This is a genomic window from Streptomyces sp. NPDC006265 (assembly GCF_040613555.1).
GTDB lineage: Bacteria > Actinomycetota > Actinomycetes > Streptomycetales > Streptomycetaceae > Streptomyces.
The window spans coordinates 1-4,745 of sequence record NZ_JBEXSH010000110.1 but is presented as its reverse complement, the minus strand read 5'-3'; the positions used below and the strand labels follow the sequence as shown (position 1 = coordinate 4,745).

Annotated in this window: 3 protein-coding genes and 2 pseudogenes; all 5 read right to left on the bottom strand. The window is 74.0% G+C overall.

Annotated features, from left to right (window positions below):
- A pseudogene (locus ABZ281_RS12270) lies at window positions 1-645 on the bottom strand (SLC13 family permease); the annotation flags it as partial.
- A gap of 199 nt (window positions 646-844) precedes the next feature.
- Window positions 845-3,193: a SpoIIE family protein phosphatase gene (locus ABZ281_RS12265; protein WP_356654674.1), complete on the bottom strand. Its 2,349-nt coding sequence runs from the start codon at window positions 3,191-3,193 to the stop codon at window positions 845-847.
- Between the two features lie 61 nt (window positions 3,194-3,254).
- On the bottom strand, window positions 3,255-3,722 hold the full coding sequence (locus ABZ281_RS12260) for a peroxiredoxin (RefSeq protein ID WP_356654672.1): 468 nt from the start codon (window positions 3,720-3,722) through the stop codon (window positions 3,255-3,257).
- Window positions 3,719-4,099: a DoxX family protein gene (locus ABZ281_RS12255; RefSeq protein WP_356654670.1), complete on the bottom strand. Its 381-nt coding sequence runs from the start codon at window positions 4,097-4,099 to the stop codon at window positions 3,719-3,721. Before ABZ281_RS12255 ends, ABZ281_RS12260 begins: the two co-directional genes overlap by 4 nt.
- A 55-nt stretch (window positions 4,100-4,154) precedes the next feature.
- Window positions 4,155-4,541: pseudogene (locus ABZ281_RS12250) on the bottom strand (AraC family transcriptional regulator); the annotation flags it as partial.
- Window positions 4,542-4,745 lie beyond the last annotated feature (204 nt).

Below are 4,745 nucleotides of genomic sequence, written 5' to 3'. Positions count from 1 at the left end.
GTGGCCAGCACTCCGCTGTCCGACGTGGGAGCAGGCATGGACACGCGGGCGCAGGAACAGCGGGAGCGGCTCGGGACGCGGCTCGACGTCGGGGGAGGGGAGGGGCGCCGCGAGCCCCTCGTCGAAGAAGCGCCGGAACACCAGGTACTCGGCGCCGATCGCGGCCAGCCAGGGCAGCGCCATCAGCGCGGCGAAGCGGGTGAAGCTCAGCCCGCTCGCCGTGAACGCCAGCAGATTGGTCAGGTTCGAGACCGGCAGCAGCAGCGAGGCGGTGTTCGACAGATGGGCGCATGCGTACAGGTGCGGCCGGGCCCGCACGCCCATGCGGGTCGCGGTGGCGAGCACCACCGGAGTGAGCAGGACGACGGTGGCGTCCAGACTGAGCACGGCCGTGATGACGGACGCCAGCGCGAACACCGCGGTCAGCAGCCGCGTGGGGCGCCTCGCCGCCCAGCGGGCCATCCACGCTCCGCACGCGGTGAACAGCCCCTCGACGTCGCAGAAGTGCGCGAGCACCAGGACGGCCGCGAGGAAGCCCACCACGGGCCCCAGCCGCTGGATCTCCTCCCAGGCGTGATCCGGCGAGACGACTCCGAGGGCGACGGCGACCCCGGAGGCGGGCACCGCAAGCACGGCCTCGGGCAGGTCCTTCGGGCGGGCGACGGCCCAGACGAGCACGGCGGCCAGCAGCGCCACGGACAGGACTTCGGCGAGCGGGGTGTTCAGGGCGGGGTCCTCCGGGGCGCGATCAAGCGGTGCCCGCCCATGAAACCAGGCGTCGGTAAGAGACCCGGGGCCCCGCTGTCCTGGTCAGAGCCCGCTGACCGCAGAGACTGCGGGTGACTCAGATCTCGTCGTCGAGCAGGGCCAGCTCCGCCCAGATCGTCTTGCCCTCGCCGGTGTGCCTGCTGCCCCACCGCTGGGTGAGCTGGGCGACCAGCAGCAGCCCGCGGCCGCCCTCGTCCCAGGTCTTGGCCCGGCGCAGGTGCGGCGCCGTGTGGTTGGTGTCGGACACCTCGCAGATCAGGGTGGCCGTGTCATGGATCAGGCGCAGCCGGATGGGCGGTGCGCCGTAGCGGATGGCGTTGGTGACCAGCTCGCTCACGACCAGCTCGGCGGTGAACGTGGCGTCGATGAGCCCCCAGCGTTCGAGCTGGTCGACGACCTGTTTGCGGATGGGCGCCACCAGTGCCGGGTCGGCGGGGATGTCCCAGGTGGCAACCTGGGCGGACGGCAGGCCGCGGGTGCGGGCCAGCAGCAGGGCCACGTCGTCGCTGGGCTCCTCGGGCAGTACGGCCTTCAGTACGGTGTCGCACAGGGCGTCCAGCGAGTCGGCGGGCACGGTCAGGGCGCGGCACAGCTCGTCGGTGGCGTGATCGACGTCGCGGTCGCGGTCCTCGATGAGTCCGTCGGTGTAGAGGGCGACGACGGAGCCCTCGGGCAGTTGGAGCTCCGTCGCCTCGAACGGCAGGCCCCCCACGCCCAGCGGGGGTCCCGCGCTCATGGGGATCAGCCGGGCGGATCGGTCGGGCAGCACCAGGGCGGGTGCGGGGTGCCCGGCGGCGGCCAGGTTCAGCCGGCGTGTGACGGGGTCGTAGACGGCGTAGAGGCAGGTGGCGCCGAGTTCGGCGACCTCGTCGCCCTCGTCGTCCGAGGCGAGATGGGTGACCAGGTCGTCGAGGTGGGTGAGGAGCTCGTCGGGCGGGAGGTCCACGTCGGCGAGGGTGCGGACGGCCGTGACCAGCCGGCCCATGGTCGCCGTGGAGGGGATGCCGTGCCCCACGACGTCCCCGACGACCAGCGCGACGCGGCTGCCGGACAGCGGGATCACGTCGAACCAGTCGCCGCCGATGCCGGCCGCCGAGCCGGAGGGCAGATAGCGGTGGGCGACCTGGACGGCGGCCTGGCCGGGCAGCCCCCTCGGCAGCAGGCTGTGCTGGAGGGCGAGGGCGGTGGTGCGCTCGCGGGCGAAGCGGCGGGCGTTGTCGACGCAGACCGCGGCCCGGCTGGCGAGCTCCTCGGCGAACACGGCGTCGTCGTCGGCGTAGTCGTCGGGCTGGGCCACACGTACGGCCACGGCGACACCCAGCGTGGTGCCGCGGGCCCGCAGCGGTACGGCCATCATCGAGTGGACGCCCTTGCGGTAGGGGCGTCCTGCGGGGGCACGGGAATTGCGTTCGGCGACCCAGCGCATGAACGCCGGCTCACCCGCCTGGCTGACGATGGCCCGGCCCTCCCGCATGGCCCGGGCGATCGGCGAGAAGGAGGGGTAGACGTCGATCTCTCCCACGTGGACGGCCGCTTCCGGGGTGCCCTCGGTGACGGAGCCGTGGGCCACCCGCCGCAGCGTGATCTCCTCGGCGGACGCCGCAGGAGCCTCGTCCGCGCCGAGGACCCAGTCGAACAGGTCCACGCTCGCGAAGTCCGCGAACCGGGGCACCACGACCCCGATCAGCTCCTCGGCCGTGCGCACCACGTCCAGAGTGGTGCCGATGGCGGCGGCGGCCTCGTTCAGCAGGGCGAGGCGCTGCCGGGCCCAGTACTGCTCGGTGCTGTCGAAGGCGGCCAGGGCGGTTCCCGCCAGTTCCCCGGCGGCGTCCCGGACCGGCCACATCTCCGTGACCCAGGCGTGCTCCCGGTTGAGGGACGGTGCACCCGTGTAGCTCTCGTACCTCAGTGGCCGGCCGGTCTCGACGACGTGCCGCAGGTGCCAGTTGAAGCCGCGGCTGTGCTCCGCCTCCTCCACGGTCTCCGGGAAGTGCCGGCCGAGCAGGGTCTCCTCGGACACGCCCATGACATGGCAGGCGACGTCGTTGAGCCGCAGGTAGCGCTGGCTGGTGTCGAAGACGGACATCGCCATGGACGCCTGCTGGAAGGCGCGGCCTGCGAGGGACGTCTCCCCGCGGCCGGGCGACGCGGCGGTGATCACATATCCGCCCGCTTCCCCGTCCGGGCCGGTCACGGCGCAGGCTCTGACGCGGAGCCCGACGAGGTAGCCGTCGCGGTGCCGCACCATGACGGTGCCGGACCGCGCGGACATCGCCTCGGGCGGCACGGCCTCGGCGAGCAGCTCCCGTACGGCACGGCCCAGGGCCTCACGGGCCGGATAGCCGGTCAGCCGCCGGGCTCCCTCGCTCCACCCCGTCAGGATGCCGCGGGCGTCGATGATCGCAGCAGCGGAGGCGTCCTCCATATCGTCCAGGATTATCCCTTTGCCGCCCGCTATCAACCGCGACGCAGCATTCGGGACGGTGTCAGGCCCGGTGGGCGCGCAGCGCGGTGAGCGCCCGGTCGGCGTGCGCGTTCATGCGCAGTTCGCTGCGGACGACGTCGAGGACGGTGTGATCCTGTGCGATGACGAAGGTGGTGCGCTTGGTGGGCGCCAGGGAGAAGCCGCGTTTCACCCCGAACCGCTCGCGGACCGCGCCGTCGGCGTCGGACAGCAGCGGCATGCCGAGGCCGTGCCGTCCGGCGAACTCCTGCTGCCGCTCGACGGCGTCGCCGCTGATGCCGACGGGGCGTGCTCCGACGGCGGCGAACTCGGCGGCGAGGTCGCGGAAGTGGCAGGCCTGGCCGGTGCAGCCCGGGGTCAGGGCGGCCGGGTAGAAGAAGAGCACGACCGGACCCTCGGCGAGCAGTCCGGACAGGCTGCGGACGGTGCCGGTCTCGTCGGGCAGGGCGAAGTCCTCGGCCTTGTCCCCGGTCTCCATGCGCGCGGTCACGGCCTGCCCTCCGCGTTCCGGGCGACGCCGCGGGCCCAGAGGACGAGGGGCACCTGCAGGGGCAGGCGTCCGAAGGCGGCGGCCTTGTGCGGGGTGGGGCGGTGGCGCCAGTCGGCGGCCATCTTTACGTTGGCGGGGAACACCCCGACGAAGAAGGCCGCCGTGGCCAGCGCGGCGGCCTTGCGGCTGCGCGGTAGCGCCAGGCCGGCGGCCAGCGCGAGCTCGGCGGCGCCGCTCGCGTAGGTCCAGGCCCTGGGCGTGCCGGGCAGGCCGCGCGGGATGGTCGCGTCGAACGGGCGTGGGGTGGTGAAGTGGGCGACGCCCGCGGTGGCCAGGAGGCCGGCGAGCAGCAGGGGCGAGCGTTCGGACCGGGACACGGTTCCTCCTCTGAAGGCCTGCCGCGCATTATTACCGGTCGGTAGGCAGGTCGGTTCACCGGGTCCCGGTGCGCCGGTGGTGGCTGCCCGGCGTGTAGCCGAAGGAGCGGCGGAAGACGTCGATGAACGCGCTGGCGGAGGACCAGCCGCACCGGTGGGCCACGGTCGTGACGGGCAGGCCGTCGGCCAGCATCCGCAGGGCGTGGTAGAGCCGCGACTGGGTGCGCCACTGCGGGAAGGTCATGCCGAACTCGCCGCGGAAGAGCCGGCTGAGGGTCCGCTCCCCCACCCCGGTCGCGGCCCCGAGCTCGGCGAGGGTGCGCACGTCGGCCGGGTCGGCGTGCACGAGCGCGCAGACGGCGGCCAGGCGTGGGTCGGCCGGGGTGGGCAGGCGCAGCGGCTGCTGGGGCGACAGACGCAGTTGGTCGCGCAGGACGGCGCGCGCGGGCGGATCCGCAGAAGCCGGTCGCGCGGTGACGGGGACCCAGGTCCGCTCCCACGGTCGCCGACGGGGCGAGCCCCGCGCAGGCCGTTACCGCCCCCCCCCCCCCCCGCGGGGGGGGGGGGGAAAAAAAAGGCGCCCGCCCCCCGGGGCCGGCGCGGGGGACAACCGGCCCCCGCCGGCCCCCCGGCGGGGAAAGAGAGC

What these genes read in the sequence shown, in the direction of transcription:
- ABZ281_RS12265 (WP_356654674.1), bottom strand. Translation starts at nt 3,193, where the DNA reads ATGGAGGACGCCTCCGCTGCTGCGATCATCGACGCCCGCGGCATCCTG.